The 19364-nt window shown below is 64.4% G+C and carries 16 protein-coding genes and 1 pseudogene; 10 read left to right on the top strand and 7 right to left on the bottom strand.

All coding sequences use genetic code 11. The features are described 5' to 3' along the window. The 7 genes and pseudogenes from NCS58_RS07890 to NCS58_RS07860 form a co-directional block, all read left to right on the top strand. A pseudogene (locus tag NCS58_RS07890) lies at nt 1-132 on the top strand (phenylacetic acid degradation protein); the annotation flags it as partial. 151 nt (nt 133-283) lie between these two features. Further along, nucleotides 284-1486 carry a 3-oxoadipyl-CoA thiolase gene (pcaF, locus tag NCS58_RS07885; protein ID WP_061117288.1) on the top strand — a complete coding sequence of 401 codons (1203 nt, stop codon included), beginning with the start codon at nt 284-286 and terminating at the stop codon, nt 1484-1486. Nucleotides 1487-1498: 12 nt separating this feature from the next. Beyond that, nucleotides 1499-3013, top strand: coding sequence for a 3-hydroxyacyl-CoA dehydrogenase (locus NCS58_RS07880; RefSeq protein WP_061117289.1), 1515 nt, complete (start codon nt 1499-1501; stop codon nt 3011-3013). A gap of 48 nt (nt 3014-3061) precedes the next feature. After that, entirely contained in the window at nt 3062-4387 is a 1326-nt protein-coding gene (paaK, locus tag NCS58_RS07875; protein ID WP_061117290.1) for a phenylacetate--CoA ligase PaaK, read from the top strand. Between the two features lie 242 nt (nt 4388-4629). Next, nucleotides 4630-7818: an efflux RND transporter permease subunit gene (locus tag NCS58_RS07870; protein ID WP_250538206.1), complete on the top strand. Its 3189-nt coding sequence runs from the start codon at nt 4630-4632 to the stop codon at nt 7816-7818. 27 nt (nt 7819-7845) lie between these two features. Continuing rightward, entirely contained in the window at nt 7846-9042 is a 1197-nt protein-coding gene (locus NCS58_RS07865) for an efflux RND transporter periplasmic adaptor subunit (protein ID WP_061117292.1), read from the top strand. After that, nucleotides 9042-10553 carry an efflux transporter outer membrane subunit gene (locus tag NCS58_RS07860; RefSeq protein ID WP_250476673.1) on the top strand — a complete coding sequence of 504 codons (1512 nt, stop codon included), beginning with the start codon at nt 9042-9044 and terminating at the stop codon, nt 10551-10553. The genes NCS58_RS07865 and NCS58_RS07860 overlap by 1 nt, the downstream gene beginning before the upstream one ends. 97 nt (nt 10554-10650) lie before the next feature. On the opposite strand, the gene NCS58_RS07855 is transcribed toward NCS58_RS07860, so the two are convergent. Next, nucleotides 10651-11274 (bottom strand): hypothetical protein, encoded by a 624-nt coding sequence (locus NCS58_RS07855; RefSeq protein WP_061117294.1) that lies wholly within the window; start codon nt 11272-11274, stop codon nt 10651-10653. A 20-nt stretch (nt 11275-11294) separates the two neighbouring features. Beyond that, a complete protein-coding gene (locus tag NCS58_RS07850; protein WP_061117295.1) occupies nt 11295-12689 on the bottom strand; it encodes a selenium-binding family protein in 1395 nt (464 codons plus the stop codon). A 191-nt stretch (nt 12690-12880) separates the two neighbouring features. Between NCS58_RS07850 and NCS58_RS07845 the strand changes: the two genes are divergently transcribed. Beyond that, complete coding sequence (locus NCS58_RS07845) at nt 12881-13036, top strand: hypothetical protein (RefSeq protein WP_250476672.1); 156 nt, start codon at nt 12881-12883, stop codon at nt 13034-13036. Nucleotides 13037-13116: 80 nt separating this feature from the next. Here the strand turns inward: NCS58_RS07845 and NCS58_RS07840 are convergent, their stop codons facing one another. Both NCS58_RS07840 and NCS58_RS07835 read right to left on the bottom strand, forming a co-directional pair. Next, entirely contained in the window at nt 13117-13437 is a 321-nt protein-coding gene (locus tag NCS58_RS07840; protein ID WP_250476671.1) for a hypothetical protein, read from the bottom strand. An 89-nt stretch (nt 13438-13526) separates the two neighbouring features. Continuing rightward, a complete protein-coding gene (locus NCS58_RS07835) occupies nt 13527-13997 on the bottom strand; it encodes an Lrp/AsnC family transcriptional regulator (protein ID WP_061117298.1) in 471 nt (156 codons plus the stop codon). A 112-nt stretch (nt 13998-14109) separates the two neighbouring features. On the opposite strand from NCS58_RS07835, the gene NCS58_RS07830 reads away from it, so the two are divergent. Then, nucleotides 14110-15048 (top strand): DMT family transporter, encoded by a 939-nt coding sequence (locus NCS58_RS07830; protein ID WP_250538205.1) that lies wholly within the window; start codon nt 14110-14112, stop codon nt 15046-15048. Nucleotides 15049-15101: 53 nt separating this feature from the next. Next, a complete protein-coding gene (locus NCS58_RS07825) occupies nt 15102-16013 on the top strand; it encodes a recombination-associated protein RdgC (protein WP_061117300.1) in 912 nt (303 codons plus the stop codon). Between the two features lie 13 nt (nt 16014-16026). On the opposite strand, the gene NCS58_RS07820 is transcribed toward NCS58_RS07825, so the two are convergent. From NCS58_RS07820 to NCS58_RS07810, 3 genes are all read right to left on the bottom strand, one after another. Further along, nucleotides 16027-17091 carry a GGDEF domain-containing protein gene (locus tag NCS58_RS07820; RefSeq protein ID WP_061117601.1) on the bottom strand — a complete coding sequence of 355 codons (1065 nt, stop codon included), beginning with the start codon at nt 17089-17091 and terminating at the stop codon, nt 16027-16029. A gap of 40 nt (nt 17092-17131) precedes the next feature. Then, nucleotides 17132-17911: a hypothetical protein gene (locus tag NCS58_RS07815; protein WP_061117602.1), complete on the bottom strand. Its 780-nt coding sequence runs from the start codon at nt 17909-17911 to the stop codon at nt 17132-17134. A gap of 490 nt (nt 17912-18401) precedes the next feature. After that, nucleotides 18402-19301, bottom strand: coding sequence for a DMT family transporter (locus NCS58_RS07810; protein WP_061117603.1), 900 nt, complete (start codon nt 19299-19301; stop codon nt 18402-18404). Nucleotides 19302-19364: the final 63 nt, after the last annotated feature.

The raw sequence follows: 19364 nt of genomic DNA, 5'->3' as shown, positions 1-19364 counted from the left end.
GTGCTCGAAGGCGAAGTGAAGATGGAAAAGAACTACACGCTCGAACAACATGAAATCGATGACGGCTTCGTGCTGACGTGCCAATGTCATCCGGTGAGCGAGCGGGTGGTCGTGAGTTTCGACGAGCGCTGAACGTCGTTCTTGCTGCAGCGAAAGACGCGCATCGCAACGATGCGTGTGAAGCCGAAGATTTCCAATCAATCAATTCAAGCGCGAAGTCGTTAGCAATGCAACCATTGCACGGCTTCGTTGTGATCGATCATCCTCCACATCGAGACTTGTCATGACTGAAGCCTTCATCTGCGATGCTATTCGTACGCCCATCGGCCGCTATGGTGGTGTTTTCAAGGACGTCCGCGCCGACGACCTCGGCGCCGTGCCCATCACCGCGCTCATGAAGCGCAATGCATCGGTGGACTGGACGCAGGTTGACGATGTGATCTACGGCTGCGCGAACCAGGCAGGCGAGGACAACCGCAACGTCGCGCGCATGTCGGGCCTGCTGGCGGGCTTGCCCATCGACGTACCCGGCTCGACAATCAACCGCTTGTGCGGTTCGGGCATGGATGCGGTCGGCAGCGCGGCGCGCGCCATTAAGGCGGGCGATGGCTCGCTCTATCTCGCGGGCGGCGTCGAGAGCATGACGCGTGCGCCTTTCGTGATGGGCAAGGCGTCGAGCGCGTTCTCGCGGTCGGCCGACATCTTCGATACCACCATAGGCTGGCGTTTCATCAATCGCGCAATGCGCGAGCGCTATGGCGTCGATTCGATGCCCGAGACCGCGGAAAACGTCGCCGTCGATTTCGGCATCACGCGCGATGCGCAGGACCGCTTCGCACTGCGCAGCCAGCAACGCGCCGCGCGCGCACAGGCCGATGGCACGCTCGCGCAGGAGATCGTTGCAGTGAACGTGCCGCAAAAGAAGGGCGAAACGATCGCGATCGATCGCGACGAGCATCCGCGCGAAACCACGCTCGAAACGCTCGCCAAACTGAAGGGCGTCGTGCGCCCTGACGGCAGCGTGACGGCGGGCAATGCATCGGGCGTAAATGATGGTGCGTGTGCGCTCATCATTGCGAACGAGGAGGCGGCCCGGCGCCACGGACTTACGCCGCGCGCACGCATCATCGGCATGGCGACGGCGGGCGTCGAGCCACGCATCATGGGCATCGGTCCCGCGCCCGCGACGAAGAAGCTCCTCGCGCGCACAGGGCTCGCGCTGGAACAGTTCGACGTCATCGAACTCAATGAAGCCTTCGCATCGCAAGGCATCGCGGTGCTGCGTCAACTGCGTCTCGCCGAAGACGATCCACGCGTGAATCCGAACGGCGGCGCCATTGCGCTCGGCCATCCGCTCGGTGCATCCGGCGCGCGTCTCGTCACGACCGCGCTGTACGAGCTGGAACGCCGCAACGGCCGCTATGCGCTGTGCACGATGTGCATCGGCGTGGGCCAGGGCATCGCCATCGCGATCGAGCGCGTCTGAGGGCTGCGAAACATGACACAGGCCATTCAGTCATCGGCGGTCGTCGGCGTGATCGGCGCGGGGGCGATGGGCGCGGGCATCGCACAAGTCGCGGCACTCGCGGGACACACCGTGCTGCTTTACGATCTCGACGGGAAAGCGCTCGACAAGGCGCGCTCGAGCATCGCGGCCAACGTGCAGCGCCTGATCGACAAGAAGAGGCTCGATCAGGCCACGGGACACAAGGCCATCGACCGCGCGCATAGCGTGACGAACCTCGCGGACATGCGCACGGCATCGCTCGTGATCGAAGCCGTCGCCGAGAGGCTCGATGTCAAGCGTGCATTGTTCAGCGAACTCGAAAGCATCGTCACGCCCGAGTGCATACTCGCGACCAACACGTCGTCGATTTCGATCACGGCGATCGCTGCGCCCCTGAAGCATCCGTCGCGTGTGGTCGGCATGCACTTCTTCAACCCCGCGCCGCTGATGGCGCTCGTCGAAGTCGTGCGTGGACTCGCAACATCGCATGACGTTGCGCAAACGGTCTACGCGACGTCGGCCGCATGGGGCAAGAGGCCGGTTCATGCAAGGTCGACGCCGGGTTTCATCGTCAATCGCGTGGCGCGGCCCTTCTATGCCGAAGCTCTGCGCGTGCTCAACGAGCAGGGCGCGGACGCAGCTTCCATCGATGCCGTCATGCGCGATTCGGGCGGCTTCAGAATGGGCCCGTTCGAACTGATGGACCTGATCGGTCACGATGTGAACTTCGCCGTGACGCTATCGGTGTTCAACGCGTACTTCAACGATCCGCGCTTCACGCCTTCGCTGATTCAGCAGGAACTGGTGAATGCGGGCTTTCTGGGTCGAAAGACGGAACGCGGCTTCTATGACTATGGCGCCAACGCCGCGAAGCCTGCTGCGCGCATCGAGACGCATACGCGCACGCCTTCGAAGATCGTGCCCGGTGAAAGCGCCCCGTTGTATGAGCGACTGCAAGCGCGCCTCGCCGAAGCGAGCGCGAGCCGTAACGATATGCCCGGCCTCGTCGCGCAAATCGACGATGCTTATCTCTTTCTGACCGATGGACGCACCGCCACCGAACGCGCGCACGCGCTCGGCATCGACAACATCGTGCTGATCGATCTCGCGCTCGATTATGCGACCGCGCAAAGCGTCGCGATCACGCGAGCGCGTCAATGCGCCGACGATGCCTACGCTGCCGCAGCCGGCGCACTGACGAAGGCTGGCTATGCCGTGGTGCCATTGAAAGATATCGCCGGCATGGCCGTGATGCGCACCGTTGCGATGCTCGTCAACGAAGCGGCGGAGGCGGTGAATCAGGGCGTCTGCACGAGCGCGGATCTCGATCTCGCGATGGAGAAGGGCGTGAACTATCCGCTCGGGCCGCTTGCGTGGGGCGAGCGCATCGGCATCGCGCGCATTCACGATGTGTTGCTCCATCTCACGGCGCATTACGGCGAAGACCGCTATCGCGCATCGCCACTCATCGCTGGCTTGCGCTATTCAGACCAACGCTTCCACTAAAGCGAATTCGCGTCATTCACTCATCGATCATTCATGCAGGAGACAACCATGGTCCAAACCATTGCACAGCAGAGCGAACTGGAACCGATCGAACGCGCGAGCCGTGACGAGCTTCAGGCGCTGCAACTCGAACGCCTGAAGTGGACGTTGCGACACGCCTATGAGAACGTGCCGCACTATCGTCGCGCATTCGACGCGGCAGGTGTGCATCCCGACGACTTGCGCGAGCTGTCCGATCTCGCACGGTTTCCGACCACGACGAAAACCGATTTACGTGACAACTATCCCTTCGGACTCTTTGCGGTGCCGCGGGATCAGGTCGTGCGTGTGCATGCATCGAGCGGCACGACAGGCAAGCCGACCGTGGTCGGCTACACGGCGAAGGATATCGACACATGGGCGAACGTCACCGCGCGTTCGATTCGCGCCGCGGGCGGGCGCAAGGGCGATACGCTGCATAACGCCTTCGGTTATGGCCTTTTCACAGGCGGCCTCGGGATTCACTACGGCGCGGAACGTCTGGGCTGCATGGTCGTGCCGATGTCGGGCGGCCAGACCGAGAAGCAGGTGCAACTGATCCGCGACTTCGAGCCGAAAATCATACTCGTCACGCCTTCGTACATGTTGAATCTGCTCGACGAGATGGCGCGACAGGGCATGGACCCGGCCAACACGTCGCTCAAGATCGGCATCTTCGGCGCGGAGCCGTGGAGCCAGGGCTTACGCAGCGAGATCGAAACGCGCGCGGGCATTCAGGCGCTCGATATCTACGGGCTTTCGGAAATCATGGGTCCGGGCGTCGCATGCGAATGCATCGAAACGAAGGACGGCCCGACCATCTGGGAAGATCATTTCTATCCCGAGATCATCGATCCGGTGACGGGAGAGGTGCTTCCCGAAGGCGCCACGGGCGAGCTCGTTTTCACGTCGCTCACGAAGGAAGCGATGCCGATGATCCGCTACCGCACGCGCGATCTCACGTCTTTGCTGCCGCCGAGCGCGCGTTCGATGCGCCGCCTCGCGAAGATCACGGGCCGCTCGGACGACATGCTCATCATTCGCGGCGTGAATGTGTTCCCGAGCCAGATTGAAGAATTGGTTCTCGCGATTCCGCGTTTGAGCGGTCAGTATCAATTGTGCGTATCGCGCGAGGGCCACATGGATTCGCTGTCGGTTTCGGTCGAAGCGCGCGCCGAAGTATGCGCGACGTTGAACGAGAGCGAACGTGCCGGTCTGTCGCGCGAGTTGCAAAGCCGCGTGAAGACGATGGTCGGCGTATCGACGCAAGTGCGCGTGCTCGATTCCGGCGCACTGCCGACGACTGCAACGGGCAAGGCGAAACGCGTGCTCGATCTACGTTCCGCAACCGTCTGAACCCTGTTTATTCAGCGCCTCGCGTTCCGCGAGGCGCCATTCGATTCCCACCAATTGGAAGCACTTGTTCCATTTCCGGTGCGGCTCCGCATTCTTCTGCAGAAATCTTTCCGCATAAACCCTCGCAACCGTTTGCGCGAATTGTTTTGTAAGCTTCTGTTGTGTCATCGTAGCGGGTGCATTCGCGCAGTCGTCGAACAGTATTCGAATAACGAACACCAAACGGGGCAGGCAGAATTTAGATGTGGATCGTCAGACTCGCGCTCAAGCGCCCGTACACGTTCATCGTCCTGTCGCTGCTCTTGCTGATCATCGGTCCGCTCGTCATCCTGCGCACACCGACCGATATCTTCCCCAACATCGATATTCCGGTAGTCAGCGTCATCTGGTCGTACACGGGCCTGCCGCCCGATCAGATGGAGCGCCGCATCACGCTGAATTACGAACGCGGCTTGTCGGTGGCGGTCAACGACATCGAGCACATCGAGTCGGAATCGCTGCCGGGCATCGCGGTCATTCGCATCTACTTTCAGCCGAACGCGAATGTCGATGAAGCGATCGCGGAAATCACCGCGCTTTCGCAGACGCAATTGCGCTCGCTGCCGCCCGGCATCACGCCGCCCAACATCTTGCGCTTCAATGCATCGACGGTGCCGATTCTGCGGCTCGCGTTGTCCTCGGCTGAACTCACCGAGCAGCAGCTCTACGACTTCGGCAACAGCTTCCTGAAGACGCAACTCGCGACCGTGCAGGGCGCGTCGGTGCCGCTGCCTTATGGCGGCAAGCAGCGGCAGATCATGGTCGATATCGACTCGCGCAAGCTGCAGGCGAAGAACCTCGCGCCCACCGATGTCGTCAATGCGATCAGCGCGCAAAACCTCATTCTTCCCACGGGCACGACGAAGATCGGTTCGACGGAGTACTCGGTCGGCCTGAACGCGAGCCCGGGCTCGATAGAAGGGCTCAACGACATCCCGATCCGCACGGGTCCGGGCGGCACGATCTATATCAAGGACGTCGCCCATGTGCGCGACGGTTTTCAGCCGCAGACCAATATCGTGCGCGTGAACGGCACGCGCGCGTCCTTACTCACGATCAACAAGAGCGGCAATGCATCGACGCTCGATATCGTCGCGCGCGTGAAGAACCTGTTGCCGACCTTGCGCGGCATGGTGCCCGACTCGCTCAAGATCGAGCCGGTCGCGGATCAATCGCTCTTCGTGCGCGCATCGGTGTCGGACGTGTTGCGCGAAGCGGTGATCGCGGCTGGCCTGACCGCGCTGATGGTCCTGCTCTTCCTGGGAAGCTGGCGCGCGACGCTCATCATCGCGATCTCCATACCGCTCTCGATGCTGACGTCCATCGTCGCGCTTTCCGCGATCGGGCAGACCATCAACATCATGACGCTGGGCGGCCTCGCGCTGGCGGTCGGCATTCTCGTCGACGATGCGACAGTTGCAATCGAAAATATCAGCCAGAACCTGGAGCAGGGCAAGGAACTGGAGCAGGCGATCCTCGACGGCGCTCAACAGATCGCAGTGCCGACGCTCGTATCCACGCTCTCGATCTGCATCGTGTTCATTCCGATCTTCCTGCTGACCGGCGTCGCGCATTACCTCTTCGTGCCGATGGCCGAGGCCGTCGTGTTCGCGATGCTCGCGTCGTACTTCTTCTCGCGCACGCTCGTTCCGACGCTCGCGAAATACCTGTTGCGTCATCACGAGCACATGGGCGGCGATGTCGAGTCGATGAAGGGATCGCGCAATCCGTTCGTGCGCATCCATCTCGCGTTCGAGCGTCACTTCGAATCCGTGCGCAATCGATATCGACGTTTTCTCGAAGCGCGGCTTTTGCATCCGGGACGCTTTGCATCGCTGTTCCTGCTGTGCTGCCTGCTTTCGCTCGGGCTTGCACCGTTCCTCGGACGCGACTTCTTTCCGTCGATCGATTCAGGCGTGATTGCGCTGCATTTGCGCGCGAAGACCGGCACGCGCATCGAGGAAACGGCGGCACTCACCGACCGCGTCGATGCGCGCATCAGGCAACTCATTCCACGCGGCGAGATTCGCTCGATCATCGACAACATGGGCTTGCCGGTGTCGGGCATCAATCTCTCGTACAGCAACACGGGTACGGTCAGTTCCGCCGATGCCGACGTGCTCATCAGCCTGAACGAAGATCACGCGCCGACCGAAGGCTATATCCATGAGTTGCGCAAGCGCCTGCCGCAGGAGTTTCCCGGCGTGACGTTCTCGTTTCTGCCCGCGGATATCGTGAGTCAGATTCTCAACTTCGGCGTGCCCGCGCCGATCGACATCGCCATTACCGGACGCGATGCGCAGGCCAATCGCGCACTCGCGAACCGCTTGCTGGAAAAGATCCGCCGCGTGCCGGGGCTCGTCGATGCGCGCATCCAGCAGCCGTCCGATCTGCCATCGATCAATGTCGAAGTGGATCGCACCAAAGCGCTGCAAGCGGGTTTCACGCAGCGCGACGTCGCGAACAACCTGCTCATCACGCTCTCCGGCAGCCAGCAGACGACGCCCACGTTCTGGCTCAATCCGGTGAACGGCGTGAGCTACAACGTCATCACGACGGCGCCGCAATACGACATGAACTCGCTGCAATCGGTGGCCAACATTCCGGTCACGTCCGCGAGCGGCAAGACCAATATTCTCGGCGCGCTCGCAACGCTATCGCGCGGCGCGCGCGATGCGGTCGTGTATCACTACAACGCGCAGACCACCATCAATCTCTATGCGACGACCGAGCGGCGCGATCTCGGCGCGGTATCCGACGACGTGCAACGCATCATCGACGAAGCGCGCGGCGAGTTGCCCAAAGGCTCGTCGATCGACATGCGCGGCCAGGTCGAGACGATGAACGGATCGTTCTCCGGGCTCGCGTTCGGCCTCATTCTCGCGGTCGTGCTCGTGTATCTCTTGATCGTCGTGAACTTCCAGTCGTGGCTCGATCCGTTCATCATCATCACCGCATTGCCGGGCGCGCTCGCGGGCATCGTGTGGATGCTGTTCCTCACGCATACGACGCTGTCGATTCCCGCGTTGACGGGCGCGATCATGTGTATCGGCATCGCGACGGCGAACAGCATTCTCGTGGTGAGCTTCGCGCGCGCGGCGCTCGCCGAGCACGGCGATGCGGTGCGCTGCGCGCTCGAAGCAGGCTACTCGCGCTTCAGGCCGGTGCTGATGACGGCACTCGCAATGATGATCGGCATGGTGCCGATGGCGATCGGTCTCGGCGAAGGCGGCGAGCAGAATGCGCCGCTCGGGCGCGCGGTGATCGGCGGGCTGATGGTCGGCACGGTCGCGACATTGTTCTTCGTGCCGGTCGTGTTCTCGATGATCTACCGGCGCATGGAAGCACGCGGCAAGGGACCAGGCGCCACGGCCAGAGAAGCGGCGCAATAAAACAATCGATCAGTGGGTGGAGCAAGAATGGAAGAGCAGGGGTCGCAACGATCGGGCATCACGCGGCGAGGGCGTTTATGGCTCGTGATCGCGCTCGTGGTGGTCGTCGGGCTCGTCGCGCAAGGCATACTCTCGCGGCGCGCGGCGCATGCGGAACTCGAGCGCGATGCGAACGAGCATGGCGTGCAGACGGTGGAAGTCATCAAGCCGACGCGCATGAAGGCGTCGCAGGATCTCGTGTTGGCCGGCGATATCCGCGCGTTCTCCGATGCGCCGATCTTCGCGCGCACGAATGGTTATCTGAAGCGCTGGACCGTCGATATCGGCACGAAGGTGAAGAAGGGGCAGTTGCTCGCGGAGATCGATGCGCCCGAGATCAACGATCAGCTTCGCCAGGCCCGCGCCGATGCGCAAACGGCGCGCGCGAACTATCTGCTTGCAAAGACGACCGCGCAACGCTGGGCGGAGATGCTGAAGAACAATTCGGTGTCGCGTCAGGAAACCGATGAAAAGAACGGCGACATGCTCGCGAAGGAAGCCGCGCTGAATGCGGCGCAGGCGAACGTGTCGCGGCTCGAACAGCTCGTGTCGTTCCAAAAGATCTATGCGCCGTTCGATGGCGTCGTCACGGCGCGCAATACGGATGTCGGGCAGTTGATCGATGCGGGCAGCGGCAGTGCGGGCCGCGAGCTCTTTCACATTCAGGATGCGTCGACGTTGCGCGTGTTCGTCGATGTGCCGCAGGCGTATGCGCGCATGATTTCGGTCGGTTTGCCCGCGGAGTTGCTGCTCAACGAGGAGCGCAACCGCAAGTTCGACGGCGTCACGGTGCGCACGGCGGGCGCGGTCGATCCCGTCGCGCGCACGATGCGTGTCGAAGTCGATGTAAAGAATCCGACGGGCGACTTGCTCGCAGGTGCATATGCGCAGGTGCGCTTTCGTCTGACGAGCGCGAATCCTTCCTTCACGCTGCCGGGCAATGCGCTGCTGTTTCGTCCCGATGGCGTGCATGCCGCGAGCGTCGATGCGAACAATCGCGTGAAGCTCCTGCCTATCATGCTCGGCACGGACTACGGCACGCGCGTGTCCATCGTTTCCGGGTTGAATGGCGACGAGCGTGTGATCGTGAATCCGCCCGATTCGATCATCGACGGCGCGGCGGTGCGTATCGGACGCGAGGGCGCGCGCGGCGGGGCGGCGAAGCAGGAAGGAAACGAATCGTGATGATGCGCGCATCGGTCCGAATCGTTGCAGGGCTAACTATCGCCGCATCGGCGGGCTGTGCGGTCGGCCCGGATTACGTTCGGCCCGACGTGCCGGTGCCCGCGGCCTATAAATCGCAGACGCCGTCCGATGTGCCGCCTGCTGCGTCCGCCGCGGCATCGCAAGACTGGAAGCCCGCGCATCCCGCCGATGCGAAGCCGCGCGCGCCCTGGTGGGAGGCGTATGGCGACCCGCAACTGAACGCGCTCGAAGAACGCGTCGCGACTGCGAACCAGACCGTTGCCGCTGCCGCTGCGCGTTATCGCGGGGCGCGTGCCGCGGCCGCGCAGGCGCGTTCGGCTTACTTCCCGACGATCACCGCGAATGCTGCATTCAATCAGTCGCGCGTGTCGTCGAACGTGCTGTACAAATCGAGCGCGGGCATCACCGTGCCCGACTATCTGGTCGATGCGCAAATCTCCTGGGAGCCGGATCTGTGGGGGCGCATCTCGCGTGCCGTCGAGGGGGGGCGCGCGGCAGCGCAGGCGAGCGCGGCCGACCTGCAAAGCGCGATTCTGTCGATGCAGGCCGAACTCGCGACCAACTACTTCGATCTGCGCGGCACCGTTGAGGAAGAGCGGCTGCTGGACGCCACGCTGCAAGCCTATGAGAAAGCGCTCGCACTCACGCGCGATCGCTTCGCGGGCGGCGTCGCGGCGGAATCGGACGTGGCCCAGGCGGAAGAGCAGTTGCGCGCGACGCAGGCGCAACGGATCGATCTCGAGACCACGCGCACGAGCCTCGTCAACGCGATCGCGATCCTTGTCGGCGAAAATCCGTCGAATTTCGCGCTCGATGTCGCGCCGCTCAACGAAGCGCATTCGCCGCATCCGTCCGCGGCGCTCGCCGTGTTGCCGCTCAGCGTGCCGTCCGCGCTGCTCGAGCGGCGTCCGGACATCGCAGCGGCGGAACGGCGCGTCGCCGAGGCGAATGCGCGCGTCGGCGTGGCGACGGCCGCGTTCTTCCCGAACCTGCTGCTCGCCGCGACGGGCGGTCTCGAAGCGACGCGTTTTACGTCGTGGCTCGAAGCGCCGAGCCGCTTCTGGTCGCTCGGGCCGCAACTCGCGTTCACGGTGCTCGATTTCGGCGGACGCGCGGCGGCTCAAGATGCGGCGCGCGCCGCCTACGACGAGAACGTCGCGGATTATCGCCAGACGGTGCTGACCGCGTTCGGACAAGTGGAAGACAACCTGAACGCGCTGGAAGTGCTGCGCCGCGAAAGCGAAGCGCAGCGCGATGCCGTCGATGCCGCCCAGCGCGCGCTCGGCAAGGTGAGCAACCGCTACGAGAACGGCGCGATCACGTATCTGAGCGTCGTGGTGACGCAGGCCATCGTGCTGTCGGATCAGCGCACGGCGGTGCGCATCGAACGGCGGCGCATGGCGGCGAGCGTTGCGCTCGTGAAGGCGCTGGGCGGTGGATGGACCACGGTCGAACTGCCTGGCGCCGAAGCAGTGTCGCAGCGGGATTGAATTCCGCACGATGCATGCAAAATGCCACCGTGCATCACGCATGCAAAGTGCGTTTTTTCCGGCGCGCCGGGAGACACGCCGGGAACGCGCATCGAGGCTAGACGAGCAGAAACACGCCGCATGCGATCAGCGCCGCGCTCCAGAGCCAATCGACGTTGATCCAGCCGCTGCGCAGAAAGCCTAGGCCGCCGCGTTCCTGAAGGGACATCGCGAACATGGAGATCGCGGCGATCACGGCGAGCATCGCAGCGGTGTGGACGGCGAGCGCCAGCGCGGTGGCTTCGAACGCGGTGTTCGCAAGCTGGCCGGTGCATAGCGGCAACAGCGCCGGCACGAGCATCAGCCCCGCGCCGTGCGCGCTCGACATCACGAAGGACCACAGCGCGAGGCCCGCCAGCCCGGTGCGCATGCCGACGGTCGGCCGTCCGCGGTGCCCGCGCCACGCACTCCACACGCCCCAGCCGATCAGAAGCGCCCCGGATGCGCGCGCGAGCACGTCATGGCCGATCACCATGCCGAGCGTGAGCGCGCCCGCGAGCACGAGCGCGACCGATGCCGCGTGACCCAGCGCGATCGGCACGAGCGATACCAGTGCGACACGGCGGCTCTGCGCATACAGGCCGAGCGCGACCGCGAAGAGCCATCCCATCGCCGGATTGAGGCCGTGAAACGCGCCGAGGCCCGCGGCTGTCAAGAGGAGCGCGGGCGACGCGGCGTCCATGCGAAGCGGCTCGCGGCGTCTCAGGGATAGCAGTACGAATCCGACGAACAATCGCCGCCCTGCAGCCGGATCTGATGCGGCCGATGCCCCTTTGGCCAGTCGATGAAGAACTTGTCGTCGACGGCGAGGCCGCCGTTCGGATCGGCGTCGAGCTTCACCATCCAGCCGTCTATGCCTTCTGGATAAAACTGCGCATCCACCGCGCCGTAGAGCGAGTTGGTGAAGTAGACGCGGCGGCCGTCGCGGCTCACCTCGACCATCTGCGGTCCGCCGTTCAACGCGCCATTCGCGGCGCCCGGATGCGTCGCGCGCGCGACCACGCCGCCGATGCGCACCTTGCCCGTCAGCTTCGGCGCGAACGGATCGGAGACGTCGTATTGCAGCATGTCGCCCGTGCCCCAGCAGGACACGTAGAGAAAGCGATCGTCCATGGACAGATCGATGTCCGAGACGAGCGGCGGGACCGCGCCGAAGCCTTTGAGGAGCGGCGGCAGCGCATCGGCATCGGCGGGCTCGGCGGGAATGTCGATGATCTTCTTCACCGCCCATTTGTCGCCGTCGCGATACCACGTCCAGATCGACGACGACAGATCCTTCAGGCTGATCACGCAATTGACGAAGCCGTATGGCTTGGTCGGATCGTGCGCGGGGCGCAGTTCGAACACGAGCTGATACTCGTCGCCGAAGTCGATTTCCTGAATGTGCCTGCGCTTCGTGAAGTCCCAGAAATGCAGCTTGCGGCCGTACTTCGCGCCGAGCAGCAAGTCCGGCACGAGGCCGTTCTCGAAGGTATCGGGCGTGCCCCATTCGCTCGTGACCATCGTGTCGTAGCCGAGATGCCACCATCCGTCATACGCGAGCTGCTGCGGGCCGCGATCGACTTCCCAGCGGCCGAGCGGATCGAAGCTCTGCTGATCGAGCATCAGCACGCCGCCAGGCGCCTTGCCTTCGGCGTTGCCGAGCGCGGTGATATAGATCCCGCCCGGCCCGCAGTGCACCGTGTGCGGACGCGTATAGCCGGTTTTTTCCGCGAGCTCCGCGGGCTCGATCGTTTTGACGATGACGGGCTTCTTCGGATCGGGCTTCGTGTCGAGGATATGAATGCGCGACGACCGCAGCCCCGGCACGACGAGATAGCGCCGCTCCATGTGCGGATGCGGCGCGTTCGGGCACAGGCATGACGAGCAGGCGTTCCAGCCGAAGTGATGCAGCTCGTCGCCGGTATCGGGCATCGAGATTTCGCCGACGATTTTCGTGTAGTCCGGCGAATCCGGATCGACATCGACGACGGCGATCCTGTCGGGCGTCTGGCGTTCAGGATCGAACGTCGCGACGTAGGCCAGCGTTTCACGCGGCGCTTTCGCCGCGAGCCGCGGGGAAGGGTAGAAGCTCGGATCCGGTTTCCATGTCGCCATGCTGCGTCTCCCAGTTGTGTCGTCGTCGATTCGCTTGCAAAAGCACTATAGGACACGCGGACGCGACACGCTTGCGATGCCCTCGCGGCGCGACGATGCTTTTGTGCTTAGCTTTCGCATGACGCATGAATCGGCGGCGGAAACAAGGCCTAGAATACAGGCATCGCCCCTGGACCAAAAAGGAGGTAGCGATGGCCGAGCCGATGATCAGCCTGATGGCGGGAGTCATTCTGGTGCTATGCGTCGCGGTGGTTCTCGTGATGCATCACCGGCACCCGCATATCCATACCCCCAAAGCGCGCTGGCTGGATTCCCATCCGCCGCGTGACTGGCGGCACAGGCATTGAACGTGCAGCAGGACGTGAATTAAACGGATAGGGCGCCGGCATCGACCGGCGCTTTTTTTTCGCACGGCGCGCGAAGCGCGTCAGCGTCTTGGCCCTTTCATCGCCTCGGCTTCCATCGCGGCGTGCCATTCCTCGCTATTCTCGATCGGGTCCATGCCTTCGTCGATGAACGCGGACGCGCGTTCCGCCACCGAGCGCGTTTCGTCGTCGGTGTCGTCCTCGGTGACACTGTCCTCGTCGGCGGGCGGCTCCAGCATGTCCTGCAACATCGCCTCCAGTTCGGGCGTATCCCACGGTTCGCCGCGCTGCTTTTTCTTTTTGATGTAGTGCCGTACTTCGGCATCCTGCTCGGATGTCAGCGGAAGCCCGCGGAAGGTGCGGTTGGCGTCGAAGTCACTCATGTTCGTTCCTCTCGCGCAAAACCTGTGATGCGTCGGCAAGCGCCTCAAGTGTAACGCCGTTCGTCTGCGCATAAAAACGCGCGATTCAGTCAGCCGAGCGGCGGCAGGCGTCGTTCGATCGGCGTCGCTTTCACGATGGCCGTGCTCGTCGCGGCGCGCTCGGTCACTCGGGAAAGAATGTCGTCGAGATGCTCGATCGAGCGCAGAAAGAGGCGGCATACGAAGCAGTCGTCGCCCGTCACCTTGTCGCATTCGACGAACTCGGGAATGCGCCGGATCGCGTCCTCGACGAGATGCAACTGCCCGGGCAACGGCTGCACGCGCACGATCGCCTGCAGCGTGTAGCCGAGCGCGCGCGGATCGATATCGACGGTGAAGCCGCGAATCACGCCCTGCGTTTCGAGCCGGCGCATGCGCTCGGCAGTGCTCGGCGCCGAGAGGCCGACGCGTTTCGCAAGTTCGCTCACCGCGATGCGCCCGTCGCTCGCGAGCACGTTGATGAGTTCGCGATCGATGGCGTCGATGCCCACGTGGGGCGCGCTGCTGAGGTTCTTTCCCATGATGGCCTTGGATTCGAAGGTCGAAAGATGCACTTGCCTAATTCTAGGCATGGTTTCAGCGCGAGCGCCCGGATAGACTTGAACCCATCGAAAATTGCATGGCGGGCACGAGATGAACACGGAAAGAATCAATGCGCGTTTTGCGGGCGCATCGAACGCGAATGAACTGCGTCGCGGCGCGATCGAGATGTCGCTCGCAATGTTGATGTCGGGCACGATCGGCTGGCTCGTCGTGTCGTCGGGGCAGACGCTGTGGAACGTCGTGTTCTTTCGCTGCGTGTTCGGCGCGGCGACGCTCGTCGCCGTGTGCGCGGCGTTCGGCTTTCTGAAGAAGCGCTATTTCTCGTGGCGCATGATGGGGCTCGTCGCGCTCGGCAGCGTGGCGATCGTCGGCAACTGGCTGCTGCTGTTCGCCGCGTATTCGCGCGCGTCGATCTCGATGGCGACGACCGTCTACAACACGCAGCCATTCATGCTTGTGGCGCTCGGCGTGGTCGTGCTGCGCGAGCGCGTGTCGGCGTCGACGATCGCGTGGCTCGGTGTCGCGTTCATCGGCCTTGTGATGGTGGTGCGCGTCGAGCCCGCCGTGCTGGCGATGCCGGGGCAATATTTCGAAGGCATCGCGTATGCGCTCGGCGCGGCGTTCCTGTACGCGATATCGTCGATCGTCACGAAGCGCCTGAAGGGCACGCCGCCGCATCTGATTGCGATGCTGCACGTGCTGTTCGGCATCGTCATGCTCGCGCCGTTCGCACGTTTCGACCAGACGCCCGCGTCGATTACCGGCTGGTCCGATCTCGTCATGCTCGGCATCGTCAACACGGGACTCATGTACGTGCTGCTCTACGGCGCCATCCAGAAGCTGCCGACGGCGATGACGGGCGCGCTGTCGTTCATCTATCCGGTCGTGGCGATCGTCGTCGACTGGCTCGCGTTCGGGCAAAGGCTCGCGTGGCTGCAAGTGGCCGGGGCGGTGCTCATTCTGCTCGCGGCGGCAGGCGTGAATCTGCAGTGGCGGATCGTGCCGCAAAAACGGCGCGCGAAGGATTGACGCGCACTCGTATAGAATGGCGCCCCTTTCCGACTACATCGAAATCCCGCGCCATGTGGTTCAAGAACCTCCAGCTTCACCGTCTCCCCGCACACTGGTCCGTCACGCCGCAACACATGCAGCAATGGCTCGCGCCGCTCGCGTTCAACGCGGCGTCGAGCATCGAGAACGAGCGGCGCGGCTGGGTCTCGCCGCGCGGCGACGATGAACTCGTCTACACGGCGAATCGTCAGACGCTCATCGTCTATCGCGCGGAGAAGAAGCTCCTGCCCGCATCGGTCGTCACGCAGTTCGTCAAGGAACGCGCGGCCGAAATCGAAGAGCAGCAGGGCTTCAAACCCGGCAGAAAGCAGTTGCGCGAACTGAAAGAGCAGGTCACCGACGAACTCCTGCCGCGCGCGTTCAGCATTCGCCGAGATACGCGCGTATGGATCGACCCGGTGAACGGCTGGCTTGCGATCGATTCGTCGTCGGCGACGGTGTGCGACGACATCATCGGCTTGCTCGTGAAGTCCGTCACCGATCTGCCGCTCGCCAGCGTGCGCACCGCGCGCTCCCCCGTTTCCGCGATGACCGACTGGCTGCTGTCGGGCGACGGTCCCGCGGGCTTCACGCTCGATCGCGACACCGAACTGCGCTCGACGGGCGAAGGCAACGCGACGGTCCGCTATGTCGGCCACGCGCTCGAAACCGAAGACATGCGCCGGCATATCGAAGCGGGCAAGCAATGCATGCGTCTCGCGATGACGTGGGATGACCGCGTTTCCTTCGTGCTGACGCCATCGCTCACGTTGAAGCGCGTGAGCGCGCTCGACGTCATCAAGGAAGCCGCCGATCCCACCGCCGCGAACGACGACGAGCGCTTCGAATCCGACTTCATCCTGATGACGGGCGAACTCGCGCGCATGTTGTCGGCGCTGACCGAAGCACTGGGCGGCGAAGAGGATCTGCGCGCCGCCGCGTAGGGAAACAGGCGAATCAGGCGGACGGCGACGGCGAGAACGCGTAGCCGTTCTTGCCATTGCGCTTCACGGTGTACATCGTGTCGTCGGCGGCGGCGACGAGCCGCCAGTAATCGTTGACGCGATCCGGGAAGCTCGCGATGCCGATGCTCGCGCGCACGAGCGACAGGCCCATCTGCGCATCGGTTTCGCCGACGCACGCGATGATTCTTTGCGCGATCACGGCCAGTTCACCATCGCTCGAAAACTCGCTCACGAGCAGCGCGAATTCGTCGCCGCCGATGCGCGCGACGAGATCGCCGCCGCGCACCGCATGGCGGAAACGGCGTGACACCGCGATCAGAAATTCATCGCCGATGCGGTGGCCATGCGTATCGTTGACGCGCTTGAAGCCATCGAGATCGATGTACAGCACCGCGATGCGCGTCGAGCCGCGCGCGCCGCTCGCGAGCGCGTTGGCCGCTTCCTCCAGCGCCGCGAAGAGCTTGCGGCGGTTGGGCAGGCCGGTCATCGGATCGTGCAGCGACGCCTGCTCGAACTCGTTGGAAATGCCGAGGAGTTGCCGGTTGCGTTTTGCATACATGCCGAGCGCGGTGATGAGCACGCCGAAGACGATCGCCGAGAGCGCGATCAACGTATGCGACACGCTCAGAATGCGTTCGCGCACGTCCGCGCTCGCGCGATCGCGAGCGGTGCGCCACCAGGCATAGGTGGAATCGAGCGCGGAACTCGCCTCGCCGAGCGCGGTGGCGGGCGAGAGGACGGCGGAGGGCAGGGACGGCGCCGACATGGGGCTTGCCGCCACCAGCGCGTGCAGCGCCGCGAGCCGTGCCGCCAGTTCGATGCGCGACTCGCGATAAGCCGCCTGACGCTGGGTGTCGCCGGCTGGGGCGTTCTGCAGCGACAGCGCGGCCGCGCGGGCGGTATCGGCGCGCTCGACCGCTTCGAGCACGAGCCCGACATACTCCTGTTGCAGTTGCGCGGAAAAGATCGCGCGGATCTGCATCGCGAGGAACAGCAGGCCGATCAGCAGGCACAGCAATGCGGCGCCCGCGAGCGGCGCGGGGCCGGGCATGCGCATGCGTTCGAGCGCGCGCCGCACGCGGCCCGCCAGCGTGTCCTCAGGGGCGTGAATACTCCTCTCGCTGACGGTTCGGGACATTGTGTCGATAGCTCACTCGGTTAAAAAACGCGCCCACGCGGGCGAAGAGACCGCCCTCGGGCTTCGCGTGCGCCTGGCGCTTGCGCGCCTGCGCGTAGGAGTCGTTGCCGGCGCGATTCGCGGCGGCGGCCCGCGCCGTCGCGGATGGCGCGCCGCGGCGTTGCACGGCGGCGCCCTGGACGGGCGCGGCGGTCGATCCGTCGGCCTGCGACGGTCGTGTCGAGGACTGCGCGTAGGCCGTCGTCGCGAGGGTCGTGTCGGAGCCGTCCGTGCCGGTGTCGGCGACGGTGGGTTCGTCGGCGGCGTCGGCGACCGGCGCATTGTCGGCAAGCGATGCGGTGTCGATGGGCGCGGGTCCATCGTTCGACGCATAGCGGACCGCGTTGCCGGGAGCCCCGGCCAGGGGCGTTTCCACGGCCCCCGCCGACTGCGTTTGCGCGGCGATGGCGGGCTGGTCGATGCCGAGCGTGCGGCGCGCGCTCGCCATCGCTTCGGCGTACACCCGCTGATCGTGGTTGAACCACATGCCGTACGCCACGGTGCCGAGCACGCCGATGCCGAGCGCGGTCGCCGATGCCATCCACAGCGCGAGTCGCCCGAAACGCAATGGCATGCGCATGGGGCCGGGTTCGTCGTCGTAATCGATTGCAGTCTCGGGCGAATTGGTGACAGTGGGATCATTCGCGGGACTTGCGTGCTCCGCGATGCTCTCCTCGGGTAGCTTTGCGTGCTGAGGCATGACAGCGCTCTCCAGAACGTATTCGTCAGACAGCGGACCAGCGCGGACGCACGGCGCGCGCTCGCCCATATTCGCCCCGCGCGTCCCATCATCTGAACAATGAATGCGATGTGCCTGCGCGGAACGTCACAGCCGGATGCCGGTTCAGCCTGCACTGCCGGGCCATTTTTTGCCAAACAATGTAACTCGCGCCACATACCGCGACAATCCGGGCGGCGATGAGGCGCGTGAACGAAGATGCGGATGATCGCGCGCAACACCCGGCGAAAAGGGCGCGAGCAGGGTCGGACGGACCGGTGCGCCGTGATTTCACCGCATCGCGCGAGACGATGGCGAAGCAGGTTCGGCCACTCTGCAGCATTCTTCATTCCAGCCCCGATTTGATGAGCGGCGCATACATCATTCTTCAGAGGAAGTTCCCGCACGTATGTGAGGTGGCGCACATACGCGCGTGGCGGGACTTTCGGTGTGGAGTGCGCGCCACATGCCCTCATCGGCGTTTGGACGATACGACGAGCGCGATGCCGCCGAGTATCGCGACCGCGCTCGCGGCGAGGCGCGCGGTCAGCGGTTCGCCGAGCAACAGCACGCCGCCCGCCGCCGCGATTACGGGCACGCTCAGTTGCACCGTGGCGGCCGTCGCAGGCTTCAAGCCTTTCAACGCCGCGTACCAGATGACATAGCCGAGTGCCGAGGTCAGCGCACCTGATGCGACGGCGTAGGCGAAGCCCGCAACATCGAAGCGCGCATGCGCGAACGCGAGCGCGAGGGCCGACACGGTGAGGGCGAACGGCAGCGCGCGCAGGAAATTGCCCGCCGTCTCGGCGACGGGGTCGGACCGGCCGCGTCCGCGCAGCGAGTAGACGCCCCAGCCGATGCCCGCGGCGATCATCAGCGCCGACGACAGCGGATCCGGCGCGGCGAGTCCCGGCAGCACAAGCCACACGAGGCCGGCGAGCGCGAGCAGCAGGCCGAGCCACTGCGTCGCGGCGAGACGCTCGCCGATCGCGATCCCGTAGCCGATCATCGTCGCCTGCACGGCGCCGAAGAGCAGCAGCGCGCCCGCGCCCGCCGCGAGCCGCACGTAGGCGTAGGAGAACGGTGCAGCATAGACGATGAGCGCGAGCGCCGACGTCCAGTTGCCGGCGCGTCGCGCATCGTCGCGAACATGGCCGCCGCGCACGAGCAGCATCATCCACAGCACGAGCGCCGCCGACGCGATGCGCACGAGCGTGAAGCTCGCAGCGTCGATTTGCGTGCCCTTGAGCGCGAGACGGCACAAGAGCGAGTTGCCGGCGAAGGCGAGCATCGCGATGACGGTGAGCACGGCCACGCGCGCGCCATGCGGCGAGGACGCGGCTGAGGCGGCCGTAGACGTGAGCTTGGACATCGGAAGTGTGCCGGACGGTGCCGCATCACTGTAGCGCGGGCGCGCCGTGAAGGCATGCTGCAG

Origin of the sequence: Caballeronia sp. INML3B, assembly GCF_023631305.1 — a bacterium.
Classification (GTDB): domain Bacteria; phylum Pseudomonadota; class Gammaproteobacteria; order Burkholderiales; family Burkholderiaceae; genus Caballeronia; species Caballeronia turbans.
This window is presented reverse-complemented; position numbering and strand designations above follow the sequence as displayed.

Bases quoted from the DNA above. Each gene is read 5' to 3' on its own strand.
- pcaF (WP_061117288.1), top strand. From the start codon at position 284: ATGACTGAAGCCTTCATCTGCGATGCTATTCGTACGCCCATCGGCCGC.
- NCS58_RS07880 (WP_061117289.1), top strand. From the start codon at position 1,499: ATGACACAGGCCATTCAGTCATCGGCGGTCGTCGGCGTGATCGGCGCG.
- paaK (WP_061117290.1), top strand. From the start codon at position 3,062: ATGGTCCAAACCATTGCACAGCAGAGCGAACTGGAACCGATCGAACGC.
- NCS58_RS07870 (WP_250538206.1), top strand. From the start codon at position 4,630: ATGTGGATCGTCAGACTCGCGCTCAAGCGCCCGTACACGTTCATCGTC.
- NCS58_RS07865 (WP_061117292.1), top strand. From the start codon at position 7,846: ATGGAAGAGCAGGGGTCGCAACGATCGGGCATCACGCGGCGAGGGCGT.
- NCS58_RS07860 (WP_250476673.1), top strand. From the start codon at position 9,042: ATGATGCGCGCATCGGTCCGAATCGTTGCAGGGCTAACTATCGCCGCA.
- NCS58_RS07855 (WP_061117294.1), bottom strand. From the start codon at position 11,274: ATGGACGCCGCGTCGCCCGCGCTCCTCTTGACAGCCGCGGGCCTCGGC.
- NCS58_RS07850 (WP_061117295.1), bottom strand. From the start codon at position 12,689: ATGGCGACATGGAAACCGGATCCGAGCTTCTACCCTTCCCCGCGGCTC.
- NCS58_RS07845 (WP_250476672.1), top strand. From the start codon at position 12,881: ATGGCCGAGCCGATGATCAGCCTGATGGCGGGAGTCATTCTGGTGCTA.
- NCS58_RS07840 (WP_250476671.1), bottom strand. From the start codon at position 13,437: ATGAGTGACTTCGACGCCAACCGCACCTTCCGCGGGCTTCCGCTGACA.
- NCS58_RS07835 (WP_061117298.1), bottom strand. From the start codon at position 13,997: ATGGGAAAGAACCTCAGCAGCGCGCCCCACGTGGGCATCGACGCCATC.
- NCS58_RS07830 (WP_250538205.1), top strand. From the start codon at position 14,110: ATGAACACGGAAAGAATCAATGCGCGTTTTGCGGGCGCATCGAACGCG.
- NCS58_RS07825 (WP_061117300.1), top strand. From the start codon at position 15,102: ATGTGGTTCAAGAACCTCCAGCTTCACCGTCTCCCCGCACACTGGTCC.
- NCS58_RS07820 (WP_061117601.1), bottom strand. From the start codon at position 17,091: ATGCGCATGCCCGGCCCCGCGCCGCTCGCGGGCGCCGCATTGCTGTGC.
- NCS58_RS07815 (WP_061117602.1), bottom strand. From the start codon at position 17,911: ATGCCTCAGCACGCAAAGCTACCCGAGGAGAGCATCGCGGAGCACGCA.
- NCS58_RS07810 (WP_061117603.1), bottom strand. From the start codon at position 19,301: ATGTCCAAGCTCACGTCTACGGCCGCCTCAGCCGCGTCCTCGCCGCAT.